The sequence below is a fragment of the Halolamina sp. CBA1230 genome (assembly GCF_002025255.2).
Classification (GTDB): domain Archaea; phylum Halobacteriota; class Halobacteria; order Halobacteriales; family Haloferacaceae; genus Halolamina.
This window is the reverse complement of record NZ_CP054587.1, coordinates 283,379-309,835: the sequence shown is the minus strand read 5'-3', so window position 1 is coordinate 309,835 and position 26,457 is coordinate 283,379. Positions and strand designations below refer to the sequence as shown.

Annotated in this window: 25 protein-coding genes; 4 read left to right on the top strand and 21 right to left on the bottom strand. The window is 70.1% G+C overall.

Translation table 11 applies throughout. From position 1 onward, the window contains the following. Nucleotides 1-7: 7 nt before the first annotated feature. The 11 genes from B4589_RS01595 to B4589_RS18100 form a co-directional block, all read right to left on the bottom strand. Complete coding sequence (locus B4589_RS01595; RefSeq protein WP_079232617.1) at nucleotides 8-1,096, bottom strand: [LysW]-lysine hydrolase; 1,089 nt, start codon at nucleotides 1,094-1,096, stop codon at nucleotides 8-10. A 2-nt stretch (nucleotides 1,097-1,098) separates the two neighbouring features. Further along, nucleotides 1,099-2,241 (bottom strand): aspartate aminotransferase family protein, encoded by a 1,143-nt coding sequence (locus B4589_RS01590; protein WP_079232616.1) that lies wholly within the window; start codon nucleotides 2,239-2,241, stop codon nucleotides 1,099-1,101. Further along, entirely contained in the window at nucleotides 2,238-3,134 is an 897-nt protein-coding gene (locus B4589_RS01585) for an acetylglutamate/acetylaminoadipate kinase (RefSeq protein WP_079232615.1), read from the bottom strand. The genes B4589_RS01590 and B4589_RS01585 overlap by 4 nt, the downstream gene beginning before the upstream one ends. Then, complete coding sequence (gene argC, locus B4589_RS01580; RefSeq protein ID WP_079232614.1) at nucleotides 3,131-4,171, bottom strand: N-acetyl-gamma-glutamyl-phosphate reductase; 1,041 nt, start codon at nucleotides 4,169-4,171, stop codon at nucleotides 3,131-3,133. Before argC ends, B4589_RS01585 begins: the two co-directional genes overlap by 4 nt. Further along, nucleotides 4,168-5,049 carry a lysine biosynthesis protein LysX gene (lysX, locus tag B4589_RS01575; protein ID WP_079232613.1) on the bottom strand — a complete coding sequence of 294 codons (882 nt, stop codon included), beginning with the start codon at nucleotides 5,047-5,049 and terminating at the stop codon, nucleotides 4,168-4,170. Before lysX ends, argC begins: the two co-directional genes overlap by 4 nt. Next, nucleotides 5,049-5,219 carry a lysine biosynthesis protein LysW gene (gene lysW / locus B4589_RS01570; RefSeq protein ID WP_079232612.1) on the bottom strand — a complete coding sequence of 57 codons (171 nt, stop codon included), beginning with the start codon at nucleotides 5,217-5,219 and terminating at the stop codon, nucleotides 5,049-5,051. Before lysW ends, lysX begins: the two co-directional genes overlap by 1 nt. 264 nt (nucleotides 5,220-5,483) lie before the next feature. Then, nucleotides 5,484-6,992, bottom strand: coding sequence for an argininosuccinate lyase (gene argH / locus B4589_RS01565; RefSeq protein ID WP_079232611.1), 1,509 nt, complete (start codon nucleotides 6,990-6,992; stop codon nucleotides 5,484-5,486). Continuing rightward, nucleotides 6,993-8,225 carry an argininosuccinate synthase gene (locus tag B4589_RS01560; protein ID WP_079232610.1) on the bottom strand — a complete coding sequence of 411 codons (1,233 nt, stop codon included), beginning with the start codon at nucleotides 8,223-8,225 and terminating at the stop codon, nucleotides 6,993-6,995. A gap of 246 nt (nucleotides 8,226-8,471) precedes the next feature. After that, nucleotides 8,472-9,704 (bottom strand): PLP-dependent aminotransferase family protein, encoded by a 1,233-nt coding sequence (locus B4589_RS01555; RefSeq protein WP_079232609.1) that lies wholly within the window; start codon nucleotides 9,702-9,704, stop codon nucleotides 8,472-8,474. 57 nt (nucleotides 9,705-9,761) lie between these two features. Beyond that, a complete protein-coding gene (locus B4589_RS01550) occupies nucleotides 9,762-10,718 on the bottom strand; it encodes a calcium/sodium antiporter (protein WP_079232608.1) in 957 nt (318 codons plus the stop codon). Between the two features lie 7 nt (nucleotides 10,719-10,725). Then, nucleotides 10,726-10,857, bottom strand: a complete 132-nt coding sequence (locus tag B4589_RS18100) for a hypothetical protein (RefSeq protein WP_255246112.1) — start codon at nucleotides 10,855-10,857, stop codon at nucleotides 10,726-10,728. 164 nt (nucleotides 10,858-11,021) lie between these two features. Between B4589_RS18100 and B4589_RS01545 the strand changes: the two genes are divergently transcribed. After that, nucleotides 11,022-11,930 carry a hypothetical protein gene (locus B4589_RS01545; RefSeq protein WP_079232607.1) on the top strand — a complete coding sequence of 303 codons (909 nt, stop codon included), beginning with the start codon at nucleotides 11,022-11,024 and terminating at the stop codon, nucleotides 11,928-11,930. A gap of 7 nt (nucleotides 11,931-11,937) precedes the next feature. On the opposite strand, the gene B4589_RS01540 is transcribed toward B4589_RS01545, so the two are convergent. Then, entirely contained in the window at nucleotides 11,938-12,225 is a 288-nt protein-coding gene (locus B4589_RS01540) for a hypothetical protein (protein WP_079232606.1), read from the bottom strand. A 150-nt stretch (nucleotides 12,226-12,375) separates the two neighbouring features. Beyond that, nucleotides 12,376-13,755: a M20/M25/M40 family metallo-hydrolase gene (locus B4589_RS01535; protein WP_079232605.1), complete on the bottom strand. Its 1,380-nt coding sequence runs from the start codon at nucleotides 13,753-13,755 to the stop codon at nucleotides 12,376-12,378. Nucleotides 13,756-14,091: 336 nt separating this feature from the next. On the opposite strand from B4589_RS01535, the gene B4589_RS01530 reads away from it, so the two are divergent. Beyond that, nucleotides 14,092-15,900, top strand: a complete 1,809-nt coding sequence (locus B4589_RS01530; RefSeq protein ID WP_079232604.1) for a histidine kinase N-terminal 7TM domain-containing protein — start codon at nucleotides 14,092-14,094, stop codon at nucleotides 15,898-15,900. A gap of 6 nt (nucleotides 15,901-15,906) precedes the next feature. Here the strand turns inward: B4589_RS01530 and serA are convergent, their stop codons facing one another. Beyond that, nucleotides 15,907-17,487, bottom strand: coding sequence for a phosphoglycerate dehydrogenase (gene serA / locus B4589_RS01525; RefSeq protein WP_079232603.1), 1,581 nt, complete (start codon nucleotides 17,485-17,487; stop codon nucleotides 15,907-15,909). 150 nt (nucleotides 17,488-17,637) lie between these two features. Between serA and B4589_RS18095 the strand changes: the two genes are divergently transcribed. After that, nucleotides 17,638-17,769, top strand: a complete 132-nt coding sequence (locus B4589_RS18095; RefSeq protein WP_255246111.1) for a hypothetical protein — start codon at nucleotides 17,638-17,640, stop codon at nucleotides 17,767-17,769. Between the two features lie 97 nt (nucleotides 17,770-17,866). Here B4589_RS18095 and B4589_RS01520 read toward each other — a convergent pair whose 3' ends face one another. After that, nucleotides 17,867-19,102 carry a PQQ-binding-like beta-propeller repeat protein gene (locus tag B4589_RS01520; protein WP_079232602.1) on the bottom strand — a complete coding sequence of 412 codons (1,236 nt, stop codon included), beginning with the start codon at nucleotides 19,100-19,102 and terminating at the stop codon, nucleotides 17,867-17,869. Between the two features lie 69 nt (nucleotides 19,103-19,171). On the opposite strand from B4589_RS01520, the gene serB reads away from it, so the two are divergent. Beyond that, the gene (gene serB / locus B4589_RS01515; protein WP_079232601.1) at nucleotides 19,172-19,810 is read left to right on the top strand and encodes a phosphoserine phosphatase SerB; all 639 of its coding nucleotides are present in this window, start codon (nucleotides 19,172-19,174) and stop codon (nucleotides 19,808-19,810) included. Nucleotides 19,811-19,814: 4 nt separating this feature from the next. Here serB and B4589_RS01510 read toward each other — a convergent pair whose 3' ends face one another. The 6 genes from B4589_RS01510 to pstC all read right to left on the bottom strand — a co-directional run bounded on the left by B4589_RS01510 (nucleotide 19,815) and on the right by pstC (nucleotide 26,274). Next, nucleotides 19,815-20,990 carry an alanine--glyoxylate aminotransferase family protein gene (locus B4589_RS01510; protein WP_079232600.1) on the bottom strand — a complete coding sequence of 392 codons (1,176 nt, stop codon included), beginning with the start codon at nucleotides 20,988-20,990 and terminating at the stop codon, nucleotides 19,815-19,817. 151 nt (nucleotides 20,991-21,141) lie between these two features. Further along, nucleotides 21,142-21,675, bottom strand: coding sequence for a DUF309 domain-containing protein (locus B4589_RS01505; RefSeq protein WP_079232599.1), 534 nt, complete (start codon nucleotides 21,673-21,675; stop codon nucleotides 21,142-21,144). A gap of 88 nt (nucleotides 21,676-21,763) precedes the next feature. Beyond that, nucleotides 21,764-22,753 carry an AbrB/MazE/SpoVT family DNA-binding domain-containing protein gene (locus B4589_RS01500; RefSeq protein ID WP_079232598.1) on the bottom strand — a complete coding sequence of 330 codons (990 nt, stop codon included), beginning with the start codon at nucleotides 22,751-22,753 and terminating at the stop codon, nucleotides 21,764-21,766. Then, nucleotides 22,753-23,649 carry a phosphate ABC transporter ATP-binding protein PstB gene (pstB, locus tag B4589_RS01495; protein ID WP_079232597.1) on the bottom strand — a complete coding sequence of 299 codons (897 nt, stop codon included), beginning with the start codon at nucleotides 23,647-23,649 and terminating at the stop codon, nucleotides 22,753-22,755. The genes B4589_RS01500 and pstB overlap by 1 nt, the downstream gene beginning before the upstream one ends. Further along, nucleotides 23,642-25,249, bottom strand: coding sequence for a phosphate ABC transporter permease PstA (gene pstA, locus B4589_RS01490; RefSeq protein WP_079232596.1), 1,608 nt, complete (start codon nucleotides 25,247-25,249; stop codon nucleotides 23,642-23,644). Before pstA ends, pstB begins: the two co-directional genes overlap by 8 nt. Beyond that, nucleotides 25,246-26,274, bottom strand: a complete 1,029-nt coding sequence (gene pstC / locus B4589_RS01485) for a phosphate ABC transporter permease subunit PstC (protein WP_394353855.1) — start codon at nucleotides 26,272-26,274, stop codon at nucleotides 25,246-25,248. The genes pstA and pstC overlap by 4 nt, the downstream gene beginning before the upstream one ends. Nucleotides 26,275-26,457 lie beyond the last annotated feature (183 nt).

Sequence of the window (26,457 nt, the reverse complement as noted above, 5' to 3'; positions counted from 1 at the left end):
TGGATTGTCAGTCGGTGAGCCCTTCGCAGGCGGTCGTCAGGACGGTCACTGCGCGATCGAACTCCGAGAGCGGCAGGCGCTCGTCGGGCGCGTGGTCCAGCGCCGCGTCGCCGGGGCCGTAGGTGACGACCGGCACGTCCCAGGCGTCGGCGTAGAGGTTCGCGTCGGCGGTGCCGGTTTTGTGCAGGTGGGTCGGCTCGCCGCCGGCGTCGCGGATTCCCTTGCGGAGCGCCGCCGCGGGCGTGCTGCGGGGCGAAGCGACGAGCGGTGGGATCGACTGCCCCCACGAGACCCCGCCCTCGCGGCGGCAGTCGTCGACGAGTTCGCGCACGGACTCGGGCGTCTCGCTCGGCGGCACGCGGAACCGCGTCGCCATCGACGCCGCCACGGTCGAGCCGTCGTCGCTCAGGCCGCCGTCGATCGACGTCGCGGTGGCGGTGATCGTGTCGAACCCGCCCGGCTCCACGTCCTCGTTCGCGGCGTCGACGGCGTCGCGGACGCGCTCCCACCACGCGGTCGCGTGGTCGATCGCGTTCGCGTCCGGACGGGCGCCGTGGCTCGCGGCCGTCGAGACGGCGTACTCGCCGCCGACGATGCCGCGGTACCCCAGCGTGATCGCGTCCCAGCCCGAGGGTTCGCCGTTGATCACGGCTTCGGGCGCGTCGCGGGCCTCGATCAGGTGGCGCGCGCCGCGGGAGTCGGTCTCCTCGCCGACGACGCCGACGAAGGAGACGCCGGTCTCGACGGCCGCGACGGCCATCGCCACCAGCGGGCCGGTCGCGTCGACGCTGCCGCGCCCCCAGAGCACCGGGCCGTCGACGCCCAGCTCCTCGTCCCCGTCCTCGACGCGGACCGGGATCTGACCGGGCACCGTGTCGACGTGGGAGGTCAGCAGCACCGACTCGTCCCCCGGAGCACGGACGTTGCCGGCGTCGTCGATCGACGCCTCGCGCCCGTGCTCCGCGAAAAAGCCCGCGAGGTGGGCCGCCGCGTCGGCCTCCTCGCCCGACTGCGAGGGGATCGCGACCAGCTCCGCGAGCAGTTCGCGCCCGAGCGTGTCCAGCGCGCCAGTGGGGTCCGGGACGCCGTCGACCATCGTCAGCCGAGCACCTCCACGAGGCTGTCGACAGCGCTCTCGGCGTGGCTCTCGTCGATCACGAGCGGCGGGAGCAGGCGCACGACCGAGCGCCCGGCCGGGAGCGCGAGCAGCTGCTCCGAGAGCGCGAGTTCCCGGAGCACGCGCATCGACCCGCGTTTGACCTCGACGCCGATCATGAGCCCGTCGCCGCGCACCTCGCGGACAGGGAGGTCGTGCTCGTCGACCGCAGCACGCAACTCCGCGCGCAGGTGTTCTCCCACCGCAGCGGCGTTCTCGGGCACGCTCTCGGCCTGCAACTGCGTCAGCGTCGCGCCCGCCGCGGCGGCGACGACGGGGTTGCCCGCGAACGTCGAGCCGTGGTTCCCCGCGCCCTCGGCGATCCAGTCCGCACAGAGCGTCACGCCCAGCGGGAGGCCGGAGGCGACACCTTTCGCGGCGGTGAGGACGTCCGGAACGATTCCCGCCGACTGGCAGGCCCACATCGTCCCGGTGCGGCCGACGCCGGTCTGGATCTCGTCGAGCACGAGCGCCGCGCTCGCCTCCTCGGTCACCTCGCGGGCGGTCCGAAGGTACGCGTCGCCGGCGGGGTGGACGCCACCCTCGCCCTGAATCGGTTCGAGGAACACTGCTGCGGTCTCGTCGTCGACGGCCTCGGCGAGTGCTGCCTCGTCGCCGTAGGGGACGAACTCCACGCCGCCCGGGAGCGGCCCGAACGGGTCGCGGTAGTCGTCCTTCCACGTCAGCGAGAGCGCGCCGAGCGTGCGGCCGTGGAACGCGCGCTTGGCGACGACGACGTTCTCGCGGTCGGTCGCCGAGCGCGCGAACTTCAGCGCGGCCTCGTTGGCCTCCGTGCCGGAGTTACAGAGCCACACCTTCGAGAGGTCGCCCGGCGCGACCTCGCCGAGCTGTTCCTGGAGCGCGGTGCGCGCGGCGACGGGGTAGGAGCCCTGGACGTACAGCAGCTCCTCGGCCTGCTCGCGGATCGCGTCGACGACCGCCGGCGGCGAATGCCCCAGCGGCGTGCAGGCGTAGGAGGCGCCGAAATCGAGGTACTCGGTGCCGTCGCTCGCGGTGAGCGTGACGCCCGACCCCGACTCGATCTCGATGGGTTTCTCGGAGAAGACGAACCCCTCGCCGGTCACTCGGCGTCACCCCCGTTCGCTGCGGTGGGCTCCTCGCCCGCGACCGCCTCCTTCGCGATCCAAGTACCGTGGCCCTCCAGCGCGGCGAGGAGGGGCTTGCGGAGCGTGGCGTCCGAGACGACGACGCCCTCGGCGCCGCCGGTCAGCGCCTCCTCCGCGGCGTGGACCTTGCGGCTCATGAACCCCTCCGCAGCCTCCTCGACGGCCGCGAACTCGGCTGGCGTCGACGCCTCGTCGATCAGGGTCTCGGGATCGTCCGGGTCCTCGTAAACGCCTTCCACGTCGGTCAGCAGCACGAGTTCGCCGCCGAGCTCCGCGGCCAGCAGCGCGGCCACGCGGTCGGCGTCGGCGTTGGCGGCGGTGCCGTCGTCGGCCAGCATCGGCGGCGAGACCGCCGGCACGTAGCCGTCCGCGAGCAGCGAGTCGAGCAGGTCGGCGTTGACCGACTCCGGCTTGCCCGCGTGGTCGCCCCGGCGGATCTTCTTCTTGCCGTCCTCGACAACGCGGACGGCGGACTTGCGGGAGCCCGTCACGAGACCGCCGTCGACGCCCGAGAGCCCGACCGCGTTCACGCCCGCCGCGCGGAGGTCGGTGACGAGTTCGGTGTTGAGCTTCCCGGGCAACACCATCTCGAACACCTCCATCGTCGGCGCGTCGGTGAAACGTCCGGAGACGCCCGACGGCGTCGTGACGTACTCGGGCTCGCGACCCATCGCTTCGAGCGTGTCGTCGACCGCCGTCGAGCCGCCGTGGACGACGACGACCTGGCGGCCGGCCGCGGCGATGTGGGCCACGTCCTCGATCACGCCCGCCGGATCGACCGCGCGGGCGCCGCCGACTTTCACGACCAGCGGCGGCTGGCCCGGCCCCACCGCGGCGTTGGACTCGCTCATGGCGAGCCCACCGGGTGGAGCCCCTGTTGGTCGAGTCCGGCCGTCTCCTCGAGCCCGAACGCGATGTTGGCGCCGTGGACCGCCTGCCCAGCAGCGCCCTTCATCACGTTGTCGATGGCCGCGAAGGCGACGACGCGCTCGCCGTCGGCCGCGAAGCCGACTTCCGCGAGATTCGTGCCCGCGACGGATTTCGGCTCGGGGTAGCGGTAGACGCCGCCCCCGCCCGCGACCAGTTGCACGAACGGTTCCTCCTCGTAGGCGTCGCGGTAGGCCGTCCAGAGATCGGGGGTCTCGATCTCGCCGTCGCCGCCGGTCGGGAACGTGTGGCAGGTCGCGGCCGCGCCGCGGACCATGTCCACCGCGTGGACGCTGAAGGACAGGGAGAGCCCCAACTGTTCCTCGATCTCCGCTTCGTGGCGGTGGCCCGTGGGCGCGTACGGGCGGACGACGCCCGAGCGCTCCGGGTGCGAGGAGGCCGCGCCGCCGCCGGCGCCACCCTCCGAGGAGCCGACTTTGAGGTCGGCGACGACCTGATCCTCGGGCGTCAGCAGGCCGGCGTCGACCAGCGGTTTGAGTGCGAGCATCGTCGCCGTGGCGTTACAACCGCCGGAGGCGACGATGTCGGCCCCCGCGAGCCCCTCGCGACCGAGTTCCGGGAGCGCGTAGACGGCGTGGTCGAGGTGTTCGGGGGCGGTGTGGCCGTCGTACCACTCGTCGTACGCCGCCTCGCTGCCGAGGCGGAAGTCCGCCGAGAGGTCGATCAGCGTCTCCGCGGCGTCGAGATACTCCTCGACGTGGTCCATCGAGACGCCGTGGGGCGTCGCCGCGAACAGCGCGTCGACCGACTCGAGCTCCGTCGGGTCGGAGAAGCGCAGGTCGAGTTCACGGAGGTTCGGGTGGACGTACCCCACCGTGCGGTTCTCGTACTCGCGGGAGGTGGCCTGGACGACCTCGAACTCGGGGTGGGCAGCGAGCAGGCGGAGCAGCTCCCCGCCCGCGAAGCCGGAGGCGCCGACGACGCTCGCAGTGAGCGTCACGACTCCACCTCCGCGGTCGGTGTCGCGTACTCGGCCTCCAGCCAGTCGACGATCTCGCCGGCCACGTCGACGTCGACCGCGGCGTTGAGCGCCTTGAACTCCACCGTGTGGTTGACCTCGTGGACGGTGTACCCCTCCTCAGCGCCTTCGCCCAGTTCCATCAGGTCGACACCGAGCACGCCGCCGCCGACAGCCGCGCTGGCTTCGCGAGCGAGGCGTTCGACCTCGCCGTCGATCTCGAACGTCTCGGTCTCGGCACCCGTCGCGGCGTTGGTGAGCCAGTGGTCGGAACTGCGGCTCATCGCCGCGACGGGTTCGCCGTCGAGGGTGAGCACGCGCAGGTCGCGGCCGGGCTTCTCGACGAACTGCTGGACGTAGAACACGCTGTGCTCGTAGTGGCCCAGCGTCTCCTTGTGTTCCAGCACGGCCTCGGCGGCCGAGCGCGACTCCAGTTTCGCCATCAGTCTGCCCCACGACCCGACGACCGGCTTCAGCACGCAGGGGTAGCCGAACGCCTCGATCGCCTCGAGCGCGCTGTCGCGGGTGAACGCGACGGTTGTCTCCGGCGTCGGCACCCCGGCTTCCGAGAGCGCAAGCGTCGTCTCGACCTTGTCCGAGCACACCTTCGCCGTCTCGGGGCTGTTGACCACCGGCAGGTCGTAGTGCTCGACGAACCGGCTCGCGTAGCGCGAGCGCGAAGTCGCCATACAGCGGTCGAGCACCACGTCACACTCCCCGAGCGGTTCGGGCGGCGAGTCGAGGCCGAACGTCGCCTTGCGCACGTCGACCTTGTGGACCTCGTGGCCCCGCTCGCGCAACTCCGTCAGCAGGAGCTTCTCGTCCGGCCGGATGCGGGAGTAGAGCAGACCGACGTCCATCACTCCCCCCAGTCTTCGGCGAGGTCGGGCGCCTCGTCCAGTTCGACGGGGTCGACGCCCACGACTTCGAGTTCGGTGCCACAGCTCCCGCAGTCGACGATCTCGCCGACCTCCACGTCGTTGGGCAGTGCGACAGTACCACCGCAGGTCACGCAGTTCGCTTCTGACATCGTACTCCGAAGGAGGCGACGGGAGTACTTTAATCCGTCTATTTAATCTGCGTAAATTATACTTGGAGAAGTATCTACGCGCTGAATTCACCCGAATCGGTGCCACCCGGAATCGCCCGCGGCGGCGCGGAGTGAGTGATGGCCCGGACGGGCCGTGGTCGCGGCCCCCGTGGTGGCCGGCAACGGGGCGCCGGCCGTGGTGGGAGCCGTCGCCGCCGTGGCCGTGGCTGTCGCCGCGGAACTGGCGTCGACGTGCTGGCGTGCTCAGACATACTCGTTCACCACCGTACTCAGGCGGTTCTCCGCGTTCGCGAGCGTCTCGCGGTTGGCGTCGACCGCCGCGGCGTGGTCCTCGTGAGTGTCGCGCAGGCGGATCAGCGAGTCTTCGACCGCCGACGCCGCGGGACCGCCGCGGGAGTCACGTGCCGCGACGCTCCCGGAGGGGGAGAGCAGATCGGCGAGCGTCGCCTCGTCGACGTACGCCGAGAGCGAGTCGTCGAGCACACCCTCGGCCGCCGCCGCGAGCGCGTCGACCTGCTCGTCGACTGTCGACGCGTCGTCGATCTCGCTGGCTGCATCAGCGACGAGTTCGTGGGCGGTGCGGAACGGGACGCCCGCCGCCGCGAGCGCGTCCGCGACGCCCGTCGCCGTCGAGAACCCCGCGCCGGCGTCGGCCGCACAGGCCTCGGCGTCCCACTCGGCGGTCGCGACGGCGCCGGCGGTGACCTCCGTCGCTTCGGTCACGATGTCCACCGCGTCCCACGCGTGGGGGGTGGCGCGCTGGAGGTCGCGGTTGTACGCGCGGGGGAGCCCCTTCAGCGTCGTCAGCAGCCCCGTGAGGTCGCCGACGGCGTCGCCGGACACCGCGCGGACGAGTTCCAGCGAGTCGGGGTTCTTCTTCTGGGGCATGATCGAGGAGGTGGAGGCGTACGCGTCGTCGAGGTCGACGTGGCCGTCCTTCGCGCCCTCGATCAGGTCGGTCGCGAGCCCCGAAAGCGTCGCCGACAGCGCGGCGAACGCCGAACAGCCCTCGATCAGGAAGTCGCGTGCCGTCACCGCGTCGGCGGCGTTCTCGATCAGGTCGTGGAAGCCGAGCAGTTCGGCGGTGCGCTCGCGGTCCACGTCGAACGTAGTGCCTGCGAACGCGGCGGATCCGAGCGGCGAGCGGTTCGTGCGCTCGTAGGCCGCGAGCAGGCGCTCCGTGTCGCGGGCGACCGCGCCTGCGTAGGACGCGAGCAGGTGGCCCACGGTCGTGGGCTGGGCGTGCTGGCGGTGGGTGAACCCGGGGACGACGGTGTCGGTCTCCTCGGCAGCCGCGTCGAGCAGCGCGCCACGGAGTTCCAGCGACGCCTCGGCGGCGTCGAGCAGGTCCTCGCGGAAGCGGTAGCGGATGCAGGTCGCCACCTCGTCGTTGCGCGAGCGCGCGGTGTGCATCTTCCCGCCCGCGGGCCCGACTTCGTTGACGACCGCCGACTCGATCGCCTCGTGAACGTCCTCGCCCTCGGGGAGCGCGTCGTGGCCCGCGTCCTCGACAGTGTCGAGCGCATCGAGGATCGCCGCGGCGTCGCCGTCGCCGACGATCCCCTGCTCGGCCAGCATCACGACGTGTGCGCGGTCGACCGCCAGGTCGGCCGCGAAGATGCGCGTGTCGGCGTCGAGGCTGGACATGAACGAGCGCGCGGGCCCGCCGGCGAAGCGATCGCGGCGGATCACGGTCTCGCCGCTCGTCGCGGCGGAGCCGTCACCCGCCAAGTCGTCTCCTTGGTCAGTCATCTACTCCCCGCCGTCGGTCGAGAGCGTCGCTTTCTCCTCCTCGTCTTCTTTCTCGGCGGCCTCCGTCACCTGGTTGGCCAGACGCTCCTGGAACCCGTGGTACTTCGCGACGCCGGTGGCGTCGGCCTGCTCGATCCCGTTGACGGTCTCGGTGTTGAACGAGGCGGCGTTCTCGGAGTAGACGCCGTACTCGGACTCGCGGGCGACCGGGCGGACGCCGCCGCCTTGGAGTTTCACCGTCACCGTGCCGGTGACTTTCTCCTGTGAGGCGTCAAGGTAGCCGTTCAGGCTCTCGGTCAGCGGCGAGAACACCAGCCCGCGGTACGCCTGTTCGGCCCACTGCTGGTCGATCTGGGGTTTGAAGTCGCGCTCGGTTTTCGTGAACACGAGCTGTTCGAGCGCCTCGTGGGCGGTGAGGAGGACGGTCGCGGCGGGGTGCTCGTAGTTCTCGCGCACCTTCAGCCCGAGCATGCGGTCCTCGAGCATGTCCGTGCGGCCGACGCCGTGGGCACCAGCGAGCGCGTTGAGGTTCTCGATCAGGTCGACGGGGTCCAGTAGCTCGCCGTTCAGGCCGACGGGGTAGCCGTCCTCGAACTCGATGTCGACCAGCTCCTCGCCGGCGCTGGGGGTCTGGGTCCACTCGTAGATCTCCTCGCTCGGGACGTGACTCGGGTCTTCGAGGTCGCCACCCTCCACGGAGCGGGACCAGAGGTTCGTGTCGATACTCCACGTCCCCTCGTTGCCGGCCTCGACGGGCAGGTCGCGCTCGGCAGCGTACTCGACCTCCCACTCGCGGGTCAGGCCGAGTTCGCGCACGGGCGCGACGACTTCGAGGTCGGATCCGCGCCAGACCGTCTCGAAACGGAGCTGGTCGTTCCCCTTCCCGGTGCAGCCGTGGGCGATGGCGTCGCAGTCCTGGGCCTCCGCCACGTCGAGGATCGCCTCGGCGATCACGGGACGGGCGAGCGCCGTCCCGAGCGGGTAGCCCTGGTAGGTGGCGTTCGCACGAACCGAGTCGAAACAGAGTGACGCGAACTCGGCTTTCGCGTCGACGACGTGGATCTCCAGCCCCAGCGCGTCGGCGGTCTCGCGGGCCTCCGCGAACTCCGCCTCGGGCTGGCCGACGTCGACGGTGACGGCCATCACTTCGTCGTAGCCGTACTCCTCTTTCAGTAGCGGGACGCAGACGGTGGTGTCCAGTCCACCGCTGAACGCGAGCGCGACTTTCGTCATACACGACTCTGACGGGCGCTGCCCAATAAATACATTGCTTTCAATTCTGTAAAAAAATGTAGTACTACACGCTACGCGAAGGGGGAGAGTGGTGAACAGCAGCGAAACGGTGACGAGGTGGAAAGTAGAGTTGGGCCTAAGCGGCCCGCGGCCGGAACGCGACCCGCGGCTGTCGGGCGCTGCCGACAGCGGCGTCGATGGTCGCGGTTGTCACGGGTGTGAATGTGGGACGGGGGTACAAAGCTGTTACGCCGAGTGGTTCTCCAGATACGCCTCGGTCGCCCGCGCGAGCGCGGCGACACCTTCCTCCAGCTCCTCGGGCGAGCAGTGACTGAACGAGAGCCGCGCCGAGCGCGTCCCCTGCCCCGAATTTCCGACGAAGAACCGCTCGCCAGGGAGGTAGGTCACCCCCTCCTCCGCGGCCAGCGGGAGCATCTCCTCCGCGTCGACGCCTTCGGGCAGCGTGACCCAGAGGAAGAAGCCACCCTCGGGCTCGGTCCACGAGGAGCCGGGCGGGAGGTGGCGGTCGAGCGCGTCCAGCATCGCGTCGCGTCGCCGCTCGTAGCCGTCAAGCAGTTCGTCGAGCGTGGGCTGGTAGTGGCCGGCGTCCATATACCGTCCCAGCACGCTCTGGGTGAACGTGTTGGTGCCGCCGGCCAGCATATCGCCGATCTGGTCGGCGAGCACCTCGTCGGCGAGGATCCAGCCCGTCCGAACCCCGGGTGCGATCGTCTTCGAGACGGTCCCCACGCGGATCACCCGCCCCGAGTCGTCCATCGCGGCCAGCGGCGGCGGCGACTCGCCCGAGAAGCGGAGTTCGCCGTAGGCGTCGTCGGCGACGATCAGGAAATCGTACTGCTCGGCCAGTTCGAGCACGCGCTCGCGGCGCTGCTCGGTCAGCGTCGCTCCTGTGGGGTTCTGGAACTCCGGAATCGTGTACAGCAGCTTCGGCGTCGGTTCGCCCGCCGCCTCGCGGGCTTCCAGCGTCGCTTCCAGCGCGTCCGGATCGAGGCCGTCCGCGTCGAGGTCCACCCCCGTGAGCGCGGCGCCGCGGTTGTCCAGTACTGCGAGGCTCCAGACGAACGTCGGCGACTCCACCAGCACCTCGTCGCCGGGGTCGAGAAAGGTCGAGGAGACGGCGTCCAGCGCGTGGGTCGCGCCGTTGGTGAGCAGCAACTGGTCCCGCGTTGCGTCGATCCCGCGTGTCCCTTCGCGGGCGAGGAGGCCGTCCCGCAGGCGCTCGGCGTACTCGCCGCCGCCGTACTGGAGCACGTCCGCGCCCTCCTCCTCGAGCACGGTCTCGGTGGCGGCTTCGAGCGCCGCGGTCGGGAAGGAGTCGGGGTAGGGGAAGCCGTACGTCAGCGGGACGGCGTCCTCGACGCCCGGGGAGGCGCTGCTGCCGTACCCCTGGCGGCCGAGACGGTCGCGCACCGTCGAGGCGAACAGGTGATCGAACCGCTCGTCGCGTGGCTCGGTCATGGCGGGAGTGGCGGCCGGCCGGAGATAAACCCATCCGTGGCGGAAACGCAGACCGACTCAGCCCAGCAGGCCGACGATCCAGCGGACGATCTCCGAGCCGGCGAACAGCCCGCCCTCGACGCGCGACAGCTCCCGGCCGGACCACAGCGCGGCGACCATCACGACGGTCACACCACCCAGCCACGCGAGCGTCGACAGCGCGTCGGCGCTCACCGACAGCGGGTGGATCAGCGCGGCCAGCCCGAGCACGCCCATGAGGTTGAAGAGGTTGCTGCCGACGACGTTCCCTACCGAGACGCCGAGACTCCCTCGGCGCAGCGCCACCAGCGACACCGCGAACTCCGGCGTCGACGTGCCCGCGGCGACGACGGTGCCGCCGATCACCCACTCCGAGACGCCGGCGCCGCGGGCGAGGTCCGAGGCCGTTCGTACGAGTATGTCGCCGCTGCCGAGCACGAGCGCCAGTCCAGCGACAAGCAGGACGGCGTCGCGCCCGCGGAACGACGGCTGTTCGAGAGTGTCGCGGGTGATCGTCTCGGGGTCCATCTCGGCGTCGGGCTCCTCGGCCGTCTTCAGGAGATAGACGGTGTACAGCACGAACAGCGCGATCAGCGCGGCACCCTCGAAACGGGTCAAACTGAGGTTCAGGAGGAGGCCGCCGGCGGCGGCGGTGCCGGCCAGCAGCGCGAGGCCGTCGCGGTGGACCAGCGACTTCTCGATCGGGATCACCCGGAGCAACGCCACGACGCCCAGCACGAACGCGAGGTTGTACACGTTCGAGCCGAGCACGTTCGAAACCGCGATGTCGCTCAGCCCCTTGAACGCGGCGTCGAGTGACACCGCCAGTTCGGGCGTCGACGTGCCGATAGCGACGACGGTGAGGCCGATGACGAGGTCCGAGAGCCCGAACCGGCGGGCGAGCCTGACGACCGCGTCGACGAGCAGGCGGGCGCCGACCCAGAGCCCGCCGACGGTCAACAGCACGATCCCAATCTGTGTGAGCGTTCCGGGCATCGACGGCTCAGACGGTCCGCGTCTCGAGCAGCGTGTTGGCGACGAGTTCGGCGGTAGCCCGCCGCAGCGTCTCGCTGGTCGAGGAGCGCCGGAGCCCCGGCTCCTCGGCGTCGACAGACAGTTCGAGGATGCTGCTCATACGGCGTCTGTCATCCTCCAGGAAGTTATCCGTACTGGCTGCCCGGCGGCGAAACGCGAGACGGGAGCCAGAACCGCCGTGCGACGCGACGACGTGGCCTGAGGCGGTCCCTTTTCAGCGAGCCCGGTAAGAAGGGTTTTGAGCCACGGTACCCTCGTCCGGGCATGGACGACCGAACGATCACCCGACGCGACGCCCTCCGAATCGGCGGTGCCGCCGCAGTCGCCGGGGTCGCCGGCTGTTCCGGCGGGATTGCCGGGAGCGCGAACGCGACCGTCTACGGCCAGTGGACGCCCGAGCGGGAGGGAAGCGGCGCCGACCAGGGCGGGGAGTCGATGCGGGCGATGCAGCCCGCCGACCTGGACGAGAACCGCCACACGCTCGGCGACCGATACGACCTGATGGCGGCGTTCCTCGAACCGCCCGTGCCGACGATGGCGTTCGGCGAACTGGACTCCGTCTACTACAACGGCAGCTGGACGAGTTCGCTGTACGGCGTCGAGGCGGAGTTCGACCAGTCGGCGATGGTGGCGGCGTACCAGGACGAGCTGGACGCCGAAACCGTCAACAGCACGTACAGCGGCTACGAGCTCTACCGCGTCGACGCCACGCTCTCCTCCTACCTCGTCGGCGTCGCCGACGGCCGGATCGCGATCGCCGCCGCGGGCGACCAGGACCGGGCGGCGATGGAGTCGCTGATCGACGCCCGCGAGGACGGCGACCGACGGGTGGGCAGCGACGGCCCGCTCGCGTCGATCCAGTCGGCGGTCGGCCAGGAGTCCTACACGCAGGTGTCGATCGGTGACGACGTGGGGATCGAGGTCGGCGAGACGGCGCCGACGGCCGTGGCGACCGGGTTCAGCGTCGCCGACAGCGAGGAGGATCTGCTCAGTATCACGAGCGGATTCGTGCTGCCCGAAACGGTCACGGATCCCGAGGCGGCGGTCGAGGCGCGCGTGGAGGCCGACGCCTCGGTCGGCGTGCTCGACTACGGCGACGCCGACGTGAGCACGGAGTCGGGCGTCGTGGTCGCGACCCAGGAGCGCCACGTCGACGACGCGCTCGCGTTCTGACGGGCGGTCAGAACGAGAGCTCGGTGTCGTGGGTGTTCGTGTTCGATCGGTCGTCGTAGTACTTGCGCCCGACGTGATCGTCCCCCAGATTCCCCATCAGCGTGTTGTGTAGCTCCTCGGCGGACGTGTACGTGGTGTCGCTGCTTCGGGAGAGCACCACCTCGAGTTCGCTATCCTCACCGTTCGGCGACTCGATGGCCAGGTTCCCGACCCTCTCGAGAACTGCGTCCCGGTTTATCGGGAAGGAACACTCCCGGTCGAACAGCTCGCGGGTCTCTGCGGGTTTCAGTGCCATCGGGTTCGGTACCTCCCCGTGCCGACGGATACACCTTCGGTCGGGTGAGCCACGTCTGGTAACAAACGCGTCACTACCACGACGACAGCTGAGTCGTACGTTCGCGAGATCGTCACACACTCTGGGCTGAACGAGGGAACCAGACTGCGACTACTCCGAACGCCCGCCGAACAGTTCGACGCTCGTCCGCACCCCGCTCCGGAAGCAGTCGAGCGCGAGGTTCTCGTCCGGGGAGTGGTTGTTCTCGTCCTCGTTGGCGTACGGCACCGTCACGCAGGGGAGGCCGAGTTCGCGCTCGAACACCGCGGTGGGCAGCGACCCGCCCAGCGTCGGCTTCAGGATGGGCTCGGTCGGCCACGCGGCCGCGACGGCGGCCATCACCGGCTCCCGGATCGGGTGGTCCAGCGGCGTGCGCTGGGGGTACATCTGTCCCATCTTCGTCACCGTCACGTCACAGACGCCGGTGGCGTGCTCGTGGACGTGGTCCTCGAAGGCGTCGTAGATCGCCTCGGGGTCCTGATCCGCGACGAGGCGCATGTCCATCTTCAGGGTCGCCGTCGAGGGGAGGACGGTTTTGCTCCCCTCGCCGCCGTACCCCGAAGTGAACCCACAGATGTTGCAGGTCGGGTAGTACAGCAGCTTCTCGAGGTAGCTCTCGCCCGGCCCCTCGGCGAAGGCGTCGATCCCGAGATCCGCTTTCACCGCCTCGGCGTCGAACGGCATCGCGTCGAGCGCCTCGCGGTCACGCTGCTCGATCGGCCGCACGTCGTCGTAGAAGCCGTCGATCGTCACCCGTCCCGACTCGTCCTTCAGCGACGCGACGATCCGGACCAGCTCCCACGCGGGGTTGGGGACCGGGCCGCCGTAGTTCCCGGAGTGGAGGTCGCGGTTTGGCCCCTGCACGTCGACCTGAACGTACTGCATCCCGCGGGCGCCCATCAGGACGTGCGGGCGGCCGGACTCGTCGATGGGGCCGTCGGCGACGTACGCGAACTCCGCGTCGCCCAGCACGTCGGCGTACTCCCGGACGACCCCGCCGAGGTTGGGGCTCCCGCTCTCCTCCTCGCCCTCGAGCAGGAGCGTGACGTTGACCGGCAGCCCGGTGGTCGCCCGCAGCGCCCGGACCGCACAGAGGTGGGCGAACCACTGCCCCTTGTTGTCGCCGGCGCCGCGGGCGTAGATGCGCTCTCGGCCGTCCGGCCCCTCGCGGATCGTCGGCTCGAACGGCGGCGTGGTCCACTCGTCGGGGTCGGCCGGCTGGACGTCGTAGTGGCCGTAGACGAAGATCGTATCGGGGTCGTCAATCTCCGGTGCCGCCGCTGCCCGGGCGATCACCGCCGGCTGTCCCGGCGTCTCGACCCGCATCGCGTCGTCGAAGCCGTAGCCCGCACAGAGCTCCTGGACCAGCTCCACGCAGTCCGCGACCCCCTCGCCGGTCGCGCTGATCGACGGCTGGGCGAGGAGCTCGAACAGGTCCGCGAGCTGCTCGTCCTCGTGGTCGTCGACGAACTGTCGGGCCTCGGCGGTCATCGGCGGTCACCGGTGTTCATGGGATGGAGTGACAGGGGAGCGGATATATCCCCATCGAACCCGGCGGTCCGGGCGTCGACGCTCGTGGCGGTCGTACGCGAGCGGTCGCCCCCAGTCACGAGCGGCTTCGGGCGAACATCTTCACCCCCGAGGCCAGCACACAAGCGCTATACGGGAGGACACCGATCAGTTCGGTAATGGTTACGGTTTCGTTATCGATCAACTTACTCCGTAGCTCCGTCGTGGCATGCCACAACTTTATCCCAGTTTCTGTTCATTTTTCGGCAAGGCTACAGGGTAGATGTTACTGACACGATCACTGCAGGGGGCGAGGTAATGCAGTTCACGGCCGAAGTCGGGCTCTCAGCCGCGACGGCGCTGCTCACGGCATCGGTCGCGGCGTTCCTGCTCGCTCGGCGCGACTCCAAGACCAGCCGGTCGCTCGTCGCGTTCAACCTCGCGGTCGCGATCTGGACTGGCGGGAACGCGCTCCAGCTCGCGGCGACGACGCTGTCGGCCAAGCTGGTCTGGGTCAACGTTCAGTACGTCGGGATCGCCCTGCTGCCGGTCTCGATCTTCGCGTTCGCGGTCGCGCTGTCGGGCGACGACGACCGCGTCAGCCGAACGCACCTGGGACTGCTCGCGGCGCCGCTCGTGGTGCTCGTCCTGCTGTCCTGGACCAACGCCGCCCACGGGCTGGTCCGCACCAGCGTCGACCTCGCGGTCGTCGACGGCGTGGTCCGCCTCCAGCGGACGTTCGGTCCCGTGTTCTGGCTCGGCTGGGTGTACAGCAACCTCCTGAACCTCACCGCGACGGCGCTCGTGCTCCGCACCGTCGTCTACGCCGACCGGATCCTGGAGCGCCGAGTGCTGGCGCTGCTGATCGGCCCGCTCGTCCCGTGGCTGGCACAGCTCCTCTACCTGATGGAGGCCAGCCCTATCGAGCCCGAACTGTTCTTCTCGGTCACGGGTGTGGCGTTCGCCTACGCGGTGGTGACCTGGGACGAGATCGAACCCGCCCAGGGACGGGACGCCGTGCTCGAACTGCTCGAGGAAGGAGTCGTCGTCGTGGGGAACGACGGGCGGGTCGTCGACCTCAACAGCGCTGCCCGACGGCTGCTCGGCCTCGGGGACGACCCGGCCGTCGGCGAGCCCGTCGACCGCGTCCTCGACGCCACCCCCGAACTGCTCGAACGGTTCCGGGCCGACGAGTCGGCGGAGGATCTCGTCGTCGACGCCGGCGGAACACGGCGGCACCTGGACGTGCGGTTCGCCTCGTTCGACGCCGGGATCGGCCGCCCCGACCGAGTGATCGTGCTCGTGGACGTCTCGGCGCTCCGGGAGCGCGAGCGCGCCCTCGAGCGACAGAACGACCGGCTGGAGTCGTTCGCCAGCATCGTCAGCCACGATCTCCGGAACCCGCTCAACGTGGCCCAGGGGCGCGTCGAACTGGCCCGGGCCGAACACGACACCGAACATCTGGCGATCGCCCAGCGGGCACACGAGCGCATGGCGACGCTGATCGACGACATCCTGACGCTCGCCCGCGAGGGGCGGTCGGTCGAGACGGTCGAGCCCGTCGACATCGGTGACGTCAGCCGGGCCGCGTGGGAGGTCGTGGAGACGCCCGGGGCGACACTCGAGGTCGACACCGACCGCGAGATCCGGGCCGACAACAGCCGACTCCGGCAGCTGTTCGAGAACCTCTTTCGGAACAGTGTGGAACACGGTTCCACAGGCAACCGGACGCCGCAGGCGTCCGGTGACAGCGTGGAGCATGGCTCCACTGGCAGTCGGGCAGAGCCCGACGACAGCGTGGAACACGGTCCCACGGACAGTCGGACGGAGTCCGACGACCCGGTCGACCACAACGAGCCGGGCGTCACCGTCCGCGTCGGCGGGACGGCGGACGGGTTCTACGTCGCCGACGACGGGAAGGGGATCCCTGAGTCCGACCGCGATCGCGTCTTCGAGGCGGGGTACACGACCGACGACGAGGGGACGGGGCTCGGGCTCAACATCGTCGAGGAGATCGTCGCTGCACACGGCTGGTCGATCACGGTTCGGGAGGGCGACGACGGGGGCACTCGGTTCGACGTCAACGGCGTCGAGACGGCGCCGGGCGACGACGCCGAGTCCACGTAGCCGCGGTCAGTTCGTGAGGTCGATCTCCTGGACGTCCATGATCCGGTCGTCCGCGACCAGTTCCTCGATCGCCTCGTCGGGCACCGCGTTGTCGAGGCTGTACACCGTCAGCGCCTCGCCGCCGATCGTCTCGCGGGCGTTGTACATCCCCGCGATGTTGACGCCGTGCTCGCCGAGCACGGTGCCGATCAGGCCGATCACACCCGGCGCGTCCTCGTTGCGCGCGACCAGCATGTGGCCGTGGGGCAGCGCGTCGACGCGGTAGCCGTCGATGGAGACCAGCCGCGGCTCCTCGCCGGTGAACAGCGTTCCGGAGACCGCGAGCTCCGTCTCGCCGTCACCCACGGTGACCGTCAGGAGGCTCCGGAAGTCCTCCGAAGAACGGGTCTTGGTCTCGGTCACGTCGACGCCGCGCTCCGCCGCGACACGGGGGGCGTTGACCGCGTTGACCTGCCACTCCAGCGGCGCGAACGCACCCTGTTGGGCGCTGGCGGTGACCAGCTCCACGTCCTCCTCGGCGATCTCGCCGGCGTAGCTCACCTCGATCTCCTCGATCCGGCCGTCGAACAGCTCCGCGGCGACGCGGCCGGCGGTCTCCGCGAGCCCGATGTACGGCTCGATCCGGGGGAACGCGCTCTCGTCCACCGAGGGAGCGTTCAGCGCGTTCATCACCGGTTCGCTCGCGAACGCCGCGAGCACCTGGTCAGCGGTGGCGGTGGCGACGTGCTCCTGGGCTTCCGCCGTCGACGCGCCGAGGTGCGGGGTGAGGACGATATCCTCGACCTCGCGCAGGCGCGACCCCTCCGGAAGCGGCTCGTCGGCGAACACGTCCAGCGCCGCGCCGGCGACGACGCCGTCCTCGACCGCGTCGGCCAGTGCGGCCTCGTCGACGACGCCGCCACGGGCGACGTTGATCACGTAGCCGTCCTCCAGTTGGGCGAGTTCCTCCTCGCCGATCAGCCCCTCCGTCTCGTCGGTCAGCGGGACGTGGACGGTGAGGAACTCCGCGCGGTCGATACACTCGTCGAGTTCGACCAGTTCGGCGCCGATCTGCTCGGCGCGCTCCTCGCTGATATAGGGGTCGTACGCGACCAGTTCCATCCCCAGCGCGCCCAGTCGTTTGGCGGCCTCCTGCCCGACGCGCCCGAGGCCGACGATGCCGAGCGTCTTCCCGTTGAGTTCGGTGCCGAGGAACTCCCCTTTCGCCCACGCCCCCTCGACCATGCGGCCGTGGGCCTGCGGGATCGATCGCGCGGTCGCGAACGTCATCCCGACGGTGTGCTCGGCGGCCGCGCGGACGTTCCCCTCCGGCGCGTTGGCGACGATCACGCCGTGTTCCGTGGCGGCGTCGATGTCGATGTTGTCGACGCCGATGCCGGCGCGGCCGACGATCTGGAGGTCGGGTGCGGCCGCGAACAGCTCCTCGGTCACGTCGGTGCCGGAGCGCACGATCAACGCGTCGGCGTCCGAGACGGCGTCGAGCAGCGCGGTTCCGGCGACGTCGTAGGCGGTGACCACCTCGTGGCCCGTCTCGCGGAGCCGTTCGATCCCGGCGTCCGCGATCGGGTCCGTGATGAGTACCTTCACGCCCCGAGTGAACTACCCACGGGGGTTAACGCTTTCTCCACCGGGGGATCGACTGGCACACGAAATAGGCACGATCGTGGTTAATAGCCGTCGTAGTACTGGGAGAATACGCAGGAACGGCGATCAACAACGGCCGCGGCGGCGAAGTCGATGTCGCTCGCGGATGCAGCGGGCGAGGTCGCCCGCCGCCCGGTCAGCGACACCGTCGAACGCACCGGCGGCGGGGAGCCTGGAACCGAGCCCGAGCCGTCGCTGACGGCGTGTGCGTTCATCCGGCCGTAGATCGGCTACCTCTCGGGGCCCGCGACCGGCTCACGGTCGCGTAGGGGCGAGAGACCCCCACAGCAGCCAGCACGACGAGCTCACGTCGTCCCCCACGTCAGTCCCGAAGCGCGAGCAGCGTCCCCATCTCGCTCCTGGCGTCGTACATCGCGACGTACAACCGCCCACCGACGGCGACGGCACCGTCCGCGACGCGTGCGTCGTGCTCGACGCGCCACTGTACCTCGCCGCTGCGGCGGTCCACCGCGTAGGTGGTAATCCCCGCGTCGCCCTGTGTTCGTTCGGTGGTGACGACGACCGACCGCTCGGTCACCAGCGGCGGCGTCCGGAGGGAGACTCCCTCCTCGTCGGCCAGCATCGCCTCCCACAGCCGCTCCCCGTCACCGGCCGCGAGCGCGACCAGGGTGTCCGACTCGGTCGTGAGATAGACGCGGTCGCCGTCGGTCGCCGGCGTCGCCGAGGCGGCTACCGGCGCCCGCCAGCGCCGTTCTCCCGGGTCGGGGTCGATCGCGTGGAGGTGTTCGTCCCCCGTGACGTAGGCAGTGTCTCCGGCGGCGACGATCTCGTGGAATCCGGAGCCGTCCTCGTAGAGCCACTCGGAGACGGGGCCGTTCACCGCCGGATCGAAGCCGACGACGGAGTCGACCACCGTCGTCGTGTGGACGAGACGCTCCCCCGCGAGCGCCGGCGCGGCGAACGTTGCCCGGTCATCGCCGTTCTGATAGGTCCACTGTCGGTTCCCGCGCTCGTCGAAGGCGAACAGTTCGCTTCCGTTGGTTGCGAACACGCGCCCGTCGACGCCGACGGCTGCCTCGTTGACCGAGCTGCCCGTCTCGTACGCCCAGCGCCGGCTCCCGTCCCGTGCGTCGATCGCGTAGAGTCCGTCGAGGCCCCCAACGTACACCGATCCCCGGTAGACGGTGGGTGTGGCGCCCGAGTAGCCGCTGCCGAGTAACGGCAGTCGACGCCGCCAGCGTTCGGTCCCGTCGACGGCCGCGAGCGACCGGACCGTCGGCCCCTCGTCGTCCGATCCGGAGATCCCGTGGACGAACACGCTGTCGCCGACGACCGCCGGCGACGCCAGCCCGCCGGGCGTCTCGACGCGCCAGTCCTCGCTCGGATCGTCGAAGCGTTGTGCCGGGACGAACCCACTGTGGCCCGCGTCCCGGCGGTACTGGGGCCAGCCGTCGCGCTCGCCCGGAAGGGGGTCGGTCGTGCCGTCGGCGGTCGTCGGCCAGTCCTCGCCCGGGATTCCGCCAGCACAGCCGGCCGTCGATGCGACCGCCGCAGTACCGAGGGCCGTCAGGAACGCTCTGCGCGAGTGGAGGGACACACCGCGGTCCTCTCACGGCCGCGGCAAAAAGCGCGGGGACTCATTACCCCGGAGCACGCAGCCGACTCCATGACATTGGTCGCCTTCGACTTCGACGGCACGCTCTCCGAGGCGGAGATGCTGGTGGCACTGGGCGAACGCTACGGCGTCGCCGAGACGATCGGCGACATCACCGCCCGCGCGATGCGCGGGGAGCTCTCCTACGCCGAGAGCCTCCGCGAGCGCGCGGCGATGCTCGAGGGGCTGCCCGAACACGAGGCCGCGGCGGCGTACGAGGAGACCGCGCTCCGGCAGGGGGCCGCCGACGTGCTCGAGCGGTTGAACGACGCCGGCCACACGACCGCGATCCTCACCGGCGGGTTCACCCCCGGCGTGGAGGCGGCACTCGAACGCGACGGCGCGAGCGTCGACCGGATCGTCGCCAACGAACTCCCGGTCGCGGACGGCGAACTCACCGGCGAGGTCGAGGGGCCGCTGATCGAGGGAACCAAAGACGAGGCACTGGATGAGCTCTGCCAGGAGTACGGGGTCGACCTCGCGAACACGGTCGCGGTCGGCGACGGCGCGAACGACCTGCCGATGCTGCAGGCGGCCGGCCACGCGGTCGGGTTCGAGCCGAAGGACGCCGTCGAACCCCACTGCGACGACGTGGTGACGACGATGGACGCGCTCGAGAGGCTGTTCGAGCGGACGGGGCTGCTGGACTGACTGCTCAGTCCCGCAGTTCGTACTCGGCGGTCTCGATTCCCGCCTCGAGATCTACGTCGACGCCGACCTCCCGGAACGCCTCGCCGATCGCTCTGATCCCGCGCAGGAGCTGTTCGGTCGAGAGGTTCCCCATGTTGCTCACTCGGAAGATCTCGCCACCGAGGTGGGCCTGTCCGCCGGAGATCGACACCCCGCGGTCCTGGACCGCGTCGAAGAACGCGTCGCTGTCCTCCTCGCGGGCGCCCTCGGGAAGTTCGATCGCCGTCAGCGTGTTGGAGTAGCTGCTCTCGGCGTTCAGGTCCGGGAACGACGAAAGCCCCATCGCCCACATCGCCTCGCGGAACGCGGTCGACTGTCGGCGGTGGCGCTTGATCCGCGGCCCCATCCCCTCGGCCTCGATCTCCTCGACCGCGACCGCGAGGCCGCGGAACAGCGGCACCGCGCTGGTGAACGGCGTCTGGTGCTGGCCCGCCTTCCGGCTGTGCCAGTCCAGATCCTGGTAGAACGGTGCCGACTCGCCGTCGACGTGGACGTCGACGCCGTCGGCGACGTACAGCGCGGAGACCCCCGGCGGCGCCGCGAGCGCCTTCTGGCCGTCCGTGACCGCGATGTCGACGCCCCAGTCGTCGAGCCGGAACTCGTCGCCGCCGATCGAGGTGACGCCGTCGACGACGTAGCGAGCGCCGTGCTCGTCGGCGATCTCTCCGATCTCGGGGACGGGGTTGATCAGCCCGGTGCTGGTCTCGTTGTGGACGACCGTCACGACCTCGGTTTCGTCGGTCACCGCGTCGGCGACGGCGTCGACGTCGACGGGGTCGCCCCAGTCGAACTCGACGGGCGTCACCTCGCAGTGGCGCTCGGCGATGCGTTTGAACCGCCGGCCGAACTTCCCGTTGACGACGGCGACGAGTTCGTCGACGGCGTCGACGAGGTTCGCGACGGCGGCCTCCATCCCCATCGTCGCGGTGCCGTTGAGGATCAGCGCCTCGCCGCCGCGGGCGGTTCGCTCCTCGCTCGGCGTCGATCGCTCGAACACGTACTCGAGCCCGTCCTGTGCGCGCTCGTACACCGCCTCGAACGCCGCCGACCGGTGGGAGACCATCGGCTCGCTCATCGCCTCGCGCGCCTCGGGGCTCATCGGCACCGGACCGGGGTTGAGAAGCAGGAAGTCCTCTCGCATGTGTGTGGGTAGTTCGCCCGGGGGGTGTTAAGCCCCGCGCTGGCGGTAGTCGTGGTAGCACGTCCCACAGTGGGGTGCTGACGCCGGCCTCGTGGAGAGCCCCCAGTGACAGCTTTCGCGACGGTCGCGTGGGTGGCCGATACGGAGATCCTCACTGCCCCGCTTGGTCTCGGAGGAACTCCAGCACGAGCGTCTCGAAGGTCGTTTCACCGGCAGCAAGGTTCTCCCGGGCGAAGGCTGCGGCCCCTTCTCGGCGCGACTCGTCGTACCCGTACTCCGAAGCGAGCACGCCGGCGGCGACCACGGCCGCGTCGAACGGGAGATCGTCGTACAGCAGTGCCTCGCCGTCGACGCGGAGCGCCGGCGGTCGTGCCCGTTCGATCCGCTCCGGGTCGGTTTCGAGCGCTGCGAGGTACGAGCGCGCAGTTTCGACGTTGACGCCCCGATACGCCCCGGGGAGGCCCCGGAGATACCCCCGTCCACTGTCAGCCAGCCCGACCGCACCGGCCCAGTTACCGTTCCGCGCGTGAAACACCGCCGCCGTAAACTGGATGAGGCCGTGGAGCAGTCGCTCGTCGTCGGTGCCCGTCTCCAGCCCCAGCCACAGCTCCTCCCAGGCGTCGTGTGCGCCGTGGTACTCGCCCTCGTTGTAGACCGCGACGCCGGCCCGCAGGTGGGCGTCCATGTCGGGGCGTGGGGGCGCGAACGCAAAACTCTCAGCGTCCTCGTTCGACGGACCAGTTCTATCAGTCGCTGCTGATGCAACGCAGCCGCTACGGTCGAACCGCGCGTTCGAGTGCGACCTCACCGATCGCCTTGGCGTGGCCCGCGATACGAAGCACGCCGTCGAGGACGCGGGTGAACAGGACAGCTGAGGGCGGCTCCTCCGTCGCGACCGTCCGGTGGAGCCGTCGTGCCTCCTCGGTGGCAGCGCCGGCTCGGTCCAGCGCCTCGTGTGCCGTCGCGGTCGACCCCCCGTCGGTGACAGTGTCCGCCGCCGCTTCGACTGCCTCGTGGACTTCGTCGCCGACGGTCTGGATCTCCTCGGCGAGTTCGGTCGACGCAGCGGGCCCGGACTGGCGGACGGCACGCCCGATCTCGGCGGCGTCGGCCGCGACGCGTTCGAGTTCGCGCGTGGCACGGTACTGCGCGAACAGCTGTGGGCGCGTCGCGTCCAGCCGGTCGAGCTCCTCGAACAGCACCATTGCGCGGGTGAACTGCCGCTCGACCAGCCGGGCCAGTCGGTCGGTCTCCTCGGTGCGGTCGGTGATGTACCCCGCCTCGGCGGTCGCGCCCGCGAACGTCGCCAGCGCGGCGTCGAACATCGAGCCGGCGACGAACCGGAGCTGGCGGACCGACTGATCGATCGAGAGCCCGCTCGCGTCAAGCAGCCACCCGACCTCGACGTGCTCGTCCGACTCCTCGGCCACGTCGACGCCGACCAGCGTCCGGGCTCGATCCCTGATCGCCTCGCGCTGGGCAGCGTCGGTCGTGTGGAGGGTGATACGCTCGAAACCGGTGGTGTACGCCGCGTTCAGCGTCCGCGTGGCGACGGCGCCGTCGTGCCGGCCGTCGAGGTCGACATCGACCGCGCCGAGCGTGCCCTCCTCGCGCTCGCCCCAGCGAACGACGAGCGAGCCGTCGCAGTGGGTGTAGAGGTACGCGGTCCCGCCCGCCTGGATCTCGTGCTCCTCGGCCCACGAGATGGGGATCGAGACGGTGTACGTGCCGCCGCCGACCTGCTGGACTTTCCTCGTCTCCATCAGCCGAACTTGCCGGTGATGTAGTCCTCGACCCGCTGACTCTGCGGGTTCTCGAATATCTGGTCGGTCCCGCCGTACTCGACGAGCTCCCCGCCGGTCAGGAACACCGCGGTCTGGTCGCTGATGCGGGCGGCCTGTTGCATGTTGTGCGTGACGACAACGACCGCGTACTCCTGGGCGAGCTCCTCGATCAGGTCCTCGATCTTCGCGGTCGCGATGGGGTCGAGCGCGCTCGCGGGCTCGTCCATCAGGATCACGTCGGGGTCGACCGCGAGACAGCGCGCGATGCAGAGCCGCTGTTGCTGGCCGCCGGAGAGCCCGAGCGCGTTGTCGTCGAGGCGCTCGTTCACCTCGTCCCAGAGTGCGGCCCGGCGGAGCGCACGCTCGACGAGTTCGTCCTCCGCCTCGGCGCCGTCGCGGCCGAGCAGGCGGGCGAGCAGCCCGGTGTCGAGATCGCCGTGTTTCCGCGGGCCGTAGGAGATGTTGTCCCGGATCGACTTCGGGAACGGGTTCGGCTCCTGGAACACCATCCCGACGCGCTTGCGGAGCTCCACGAGGTTCACGCCGTCGCTGTAGATCTCCTCGCCGTCGAGGGTGACCGAGCCGTCGACCCGGGCGCTCGAGATGCGATCGTTCATGCGGTTCAGACACCGCAAGAACGTCGACTTCCCGCAGCCCGAGGGGCCGATCAGCGCCGTGACCGACTCGTCGGGGACGTCGAGGGAGACGCTCTGGAGCGCCTGCTCGTCGCCGTAGTAGACGTCGAGGTCCTCGACGGCGAGCTTCGCGTCGCCCGCGAACTCGTGCTCGGTCCACGCCTCGCGGACCTCCTCGGTGCTCTCGCCGGTGGTCGTGAGTTGCTGTTCGGTGTCGTAGCGTGTGTCTGTCTCACTCATGGTGTAGTTTCCTCCTGAAGTAGAGTCGGCTGCCGACGCCGACGGCGTAGAGGCCGACGACGACGAGCAGCAGGACGAGCGCGGTCCCCCAGCCGAACTCGGTGTTCGTGAATATCTCCTTGGGGAACACGCCCGCCGTGATCGTCGAGTACAGCTGGTAGGGCAGTGCGCTCGCGGGGGAGAGCAGCGCCTCGTTCGTCACGAACGGCGGCTGCGTACTGAGTTCGAAGCTGCCGAGGACGTTCGGGAAGGTGCTCGGGTACGGCGACCCGCCGAACACGAGCAGCAGCGGTGCGGTCTCGCCAGCGATGCGGCCGACGCCGAGGATGACGCCGGTGATCGTGCCCGGCATCGCCGCCGGGATTACGACGCTGCGGATGGTCTGCCACTTCGTGACGCCGAGTGCGGCGCTGGCGTCGCGGTGGGCGTCGGGCACCGCGAGGATCGCCTCGCGGCTCGTGATCAGCACCAGCGGCAGCAGCATGAAGCCGAGCACGAGCTGGCCGACGACGATCGAGTTCCCCCCGCTGATCCGCGGGACGAGAAAGGCCAGTCCGAACAGGCCGAACACGATGCTCGGCGTGCTCCAGAGCCCGTTGGTCGCGACCTCGACGACCTGCGTGAACCGCCCGCGTTCGGCGTACTCCGTGAGGAACACGGCGGCGCCGACCCCCAGCGGGACGGCGAACAGTACCGCGCCGAACACGAGCCAGAGCGTCCCCAGCACCGCGGGCAGGACGCCCGGGATCTCGACGTACAGCCCGCCGGTCTGGTTCAGCAGGAACGGGAACGACGGCCACGGGATCGTCACGCCGACGAGCGGCACCGTGAGCTGCCCGCCGAGCAGGCTCGACCCCGTGAGCATCGTCCGGAGCCCATTGGTGACGATGAACGCGATCAGCAGCGCGAGCACGCCGAGCATCCCGAACACGACCGAGCCGATGAGGTAGTACGCGCCCGCCTGCCGCCCCTCGGCGCCGAACCCCTCCTTCGCTTTTCCGGCGCTCCAGGCGCCGAGCAAGGTGCCGAACACGACGAGGATCGGGACGAGCTCGCTCCCCGGGAACTCCGCCGAGGACCACGCCGGCGACCACGTCCAGCCGGCGTTGATGCCGCCGACGGCGACGAAGCCGCCGAGCAGGAGCAGGATCCCTGCGACGGGCAGGGTCGACCCCACGTCCTCGCTCGGCAGCACCGAGCCGAGGAAGCCGCCGACCCCGAACAGGGCGGCGACCGGGAGCCACAGCACGGCCGCGTTACCGAGCACGAGCGTGGCGGCGAGGCCGCCGACGATCGCCCACAGCAAGCCGAAGATGCTTCCGACGACGATGCCCGCCGACGACGACGGCGCGGTGTCGATGTAGTTCAGCCGCGAGCCGACGCCGACGAACCCGAGACCGCCGCCGACGACGATCAGCCCGACGCCGAGGAGCTTCAGCACGCTGATCCCGCCGACCGTCGCCAGTTCGTCGACCCACTGGAGCAACAGCAGCCACGAGCCGACGAACGTGAGGACGGCTGCGGCGACGACGCCCCGCGACACGAGGTCGCCCGTCGTGGAGTCCGCGGCCGCGAGTCGATTCCGATCGACGTTGCTCATCGGTCACCTCCGAGCTTCCGGTACATCCGCCACTCGACGTACTGCGAGGTGACGCTCAGCAGCATCACCATCACGAACAGCACGACGCCGGCCGCGAACAGCGCGCTCATGTGGACGCCGCTGGCGTTGCCACCCTCGAACGCGATGACGGTCGTGAGCGTCTCGCCGTACCGCGAGAACACGTCGAAGAACGGCGAGGGGAACCCCTTCGTGTGCGTGAGCATCACCGTCGCGGCCATCGTCTCGCCCATCGCGCGGCCGACGCCGAGCAGGACGCCCGCCGAGACGCCCGAGAGCCCGGCGGGGATAGTGACGCTCTTGGTCGTCTGCCACTGGGTCGACCCCATCGCGAGCGCGCCGCTTTTGATCTCCTCGGGCACCGCGTTCAGCGCGTCCTCCGCGACGGTGACGACCGTCGGCAGCGCCATGACGCCGATCATCAGGCCGGCCGCGAAGTACGAGCCGATGGTCGGGGTGCCGAACTCGGCGTAGAAGTACTGGTTCAGGATCGTGAGGCCGATGAACCCGTACGTGATCGAGGGGATGCCCGCCATCAGTTCGATGCCGGGTTTGACCACCTCGCGGACGCGCCGGGGCGCGATCTCGCTGACGAACACCGCGCCGGCGATCCCGATCGGCGCCGCGATCAGCGTCGCGATGACGGTCGTGATCGCGGTGCCGAGCATCATCGGCGTGAGCGACCAGACGCCGTTGCGGCCCCACAGCCCCTGCCCGAGCGTGGGGTTCTCCATCGCGGGGTTCCGGACCTGCGTGACGAGGTCGGCCCCCATCGCCCGGACGGCGGGGATCGACTCGTACAGCAGGAACGCGACGATCAGCGTCAGTATCGACACCGTCACCACGGTGGTGAGGAGGGTGAGCGCCTTCGCGGCCTCCGCCTGGTAGCGGGACCAGCCGACGCCCATCGTGCCCAGGAACGCCGCGATCGGGATGATGGTCCACCGCGAGCCGGCGAAGAAGGCCAGGAACGTCACCACCACCGAGGCGACGATCAGACCGTGCATCGCGATGGCGCCGTCCTCGGTCCGCGAGCGGTAGTCGCGTGCCCACTGCCGAGCGGCGTGGGCACGCTCGACCGCGTACGCGCGGAGCCGGGTCGGGAGATCCTGTACTGACTGGAGTCGCTGTGTCATGTGTGCATGTATCGCTTATAAATGGGTAGTGGAAGGTCGGCCGCGGCCGATCGC